This window comes from [Clostridium] ultunense DSM 10521 (assembly GCF_000511955.1).
GTDB lineage: Bacteria > Bacillota > Clostridia > Tissierellales > Tepidimicrobiaceae > Schnuerera > Schnuerera ultunensis.
This window is the reverse complement of sequence record NZ_AZSU01000012.1, coordinates 5,482-8,237: the sequence shown is the minus strand read 5'-3', so window position 1 is coordinate 8,237 and position 2,756 is coordinate 5,482. Positions and strand designations below refer to the sequence as shown.

3 protein-coding genes are annotated in these 2,756 nt (G+C 29.5%); 2 read left to right on the top strand and 1 reads right to left on the bottom strand.

Annotation, left to right across the window (positions count from 1 at the left end):
- Window positions 1–476 (bottom strand): UPF0236 family transposase-like protein (locus CUL_RS17830; protein ID WP_035143459.1); only part of this gene is annotated, 476 nt, incomplete at its 3' end.
- Between the two features lie 250 nt (window positions 477–726).
- On the opposite strand from CUL_RS17830, the gene rlmD reads away from it, so the two are divergent.
- Window positions 727–2,094, top strand: a complete 1,368-nt coding sequence (gene rlmD / locus CUL_RS0116300) for a 23S rRNA (uracil(1939)-C(5))-methyltransferase RlmD (protein ID WP_025642799.1) — start codon at window positions 727–729, stop codon at window positions 2,092–2,094.
- Between the two features lie 262 nt (window positions 2,095–2,356).
- On the top strand, window positions 2,357–2,756 hold a 400-nt coding region (locus CUL_RS17825; protein ID WP_035142814.1), incomplete at its 3' end, for a UPF0236 family transposase-like protein.

The following is a 2,756-nucleotide window of genomic DNA, read 5'->3' as shown; positions in this document are numbered from 1 at the left end:
TCCCTTATGATTTTCTTTACTGTTTCTCTACTAATATCCACAGGTGTAGATAATTCTGCTGCTTTTTTGTAACTTACATCAGTAGATTTATCTAAAATATCTCCCTTTAAATTCCCCTCAACTCTTTCGTATTTCTCTATCCCCAATAATTCATCTAAAATATATACATAATTATTTTCATTTATATTTTTATAATATGCCCTTTCAAATTCTAATTCACCAAATTTAGTAATTAAAGTTCTTTCAACTTTTCCTTTATGAACATGGTATTTTCCACTTCTTTCAGGAGATTTTTTAATAATACTATTTAATTCACTAATTATTGCTTGAATAGTTTTAATACCAATATCATTAACCATTTCTCCAACTGAATCTACAATATCATCGAGGTTTCCTTCGCCTTCAAGAACTCTTATTATATTTTCTTCAATTTCACCCTTAACTTTTCCTGCTATTAATTGTATAATATTATTCATAGAGAATATCCTCCTTTTTTGTGATTTCGACGATTACATTATATCAAATTGAGGATTATTCTCTATATTTTTTTGTTTATTTGTCCAACAATTATTTTACACTAAGTTAAAAATATTGTTATTTATTTCTATTTATTAATATTAAGTTATTGTTTGCAAAAATCTTTGAGCATTGAATTAATTCTGTGTTAACTTCTTCTTATTTTTTATTATAAATACTGGTATAATAATTTGAAAGGAGTTGATGCATATGGCAAGAAAGAAGAAAATTATTGAAGTTGAAATAATAGATACAATCTTTCCAAATAAATCAATAGGTAAATATGAAGACCAAACTATAATATTCAAAGGCGGTATTAAGGGACAAAAAGTAAAAGTCCTTCTAAATAGAAGAAAAAAGAATTATATAGAGGCTAAGTTGTTGGAAATATTAGAAAGGTCTCCTTTAGAAAAAAACATACTCTGTTCAGATGTAAAAGATTGTGGAGGATGTGCCTACCAAACCTTATTATATGAAGATGAATTGAAATTAAAGGAAGAACAGGTATTGGCTTTGTTTGAAAAAGAGGAAATTAAGGAACTGAATTATTTAGGAATAGAAAAAAGCCCTAGAGTAGAAGGTTATCGAAATAAAATGGAATATACATTTGGTGATGAGATAAAAGGAGGCCCTTTAGTGTTAGGTCTTCATAGAAGAGGTAGATTCTACGAGATTATAGATACTGATGGATGCAATATTGCAGATAAGGATTTTACTCTAATAAGAAAAAGGGTTATGAAGTATTTTAGAGAAATAAACACAGCATTTTATAACAAAAGAACTCATGAAGGGATTTTAAGACATTTAGTCATTAGAAAAGCTTTATCTACGAGAGATATTTTGATTAACTTAGTGACTACAAGTCAAGGAGAAGTGGATCCAAATAATTTTACTAAGGAATTATTGAGTATTCATGGGTTAGAAGGAAAAATTGTAGGCATACTTCATACTATAAATGATGGTTTAGCTGATGTAGTGAAAGCAGATAAGCTTAATCTTCTTCATGGAAGAGAATATATTATAGAAGAAATTCTTGGTTTAAAATTTAAAATATCACCTTTTTCATTTTTCCAAACTAATACTTTCGGAGCAGAAAGACTATATTCTATAGTTAGAGATTTTATTGAAGATGAAAAAACCAATATTGTATTTGATTTGTATTCAGGTACTGGTACTATAGCGCAGATACTGTCACCTGTTTGTGAAAAAGTAATAGGTATAGAGATTATAGAAGAAGCGGTAGAGATGGCTATTGAAAATGCTAAGTTAAACGGATTGCATAATGTGGATTTTATTTCAGGAGATGTGTTCGAAGAAGTAGATAAATTAAAAGAAAAGCCTGACCTGATAATCATTGACCCACCAAGGGATGGTATCCACCCTAAAGCAATTAATAAGATAATTAACTTTGCTCCTCAAACCTTTATATATGTGTCCTGTAATCCTATCACTCTGGTTAGGGATTTAAAGATATTTATGGATAAAGGATATAAAATTGATAAGATGAAGTTAATGGATATGTTCCCGAGAACGCCACATGTTGAAGCCGTAACACGGCTTGTGAGGGAGTTGTCCTAATATAATAAAGTCTTGCTTATTATAATAAATTCTTGCTTTTATTATAATAAACATTTGCTCTCTTTAAACTTTCCTTCTTCCCTCCCCTTTAAAAAAGGAAAGAAAAAGGAAAACAGAAGTTGAAGCTGGAGCAGGTTAGTGTATAATTTTTGTAGGCATTAGATATATAACTGAAAAAGGGAAGACCTTTTAAGTGGCCTTCCCAATGCATAGTCAATCCGTTATAATGTAGTTAAGGACAACACATTAAGGAGGAAAGACTGTGCATATATTAAGTGTAAACCATAATGAACTTGATTTCAAGACTATTGAAGAAGAAATATATAAAACTGTTTGTAAGGTAGCCTGTGGAATTATGAAAGATATATTAGAAAAAATTGATTTGATGTTACTAGCCAAGAGGGATACTGAAAAATATCGAAATAAAGGATTCAGGAGAACCTGTATACACACAATTATGGGTGAAGTAGAGTATGAAAGAAGAATCTATCAAACCGAAGATAATGATGGGAAGAGTATGCATGTATACCTACTAGACCAATATTTAAAAAAAGAAACCATAGGCCATGTATCTAGTAATCTAGCTGAAAAGATAGTAGAAAATGTATTAGAACAATCCTATAGAAAATCAGCAAAAAATATAGAAAGCATGTGTCATAGTA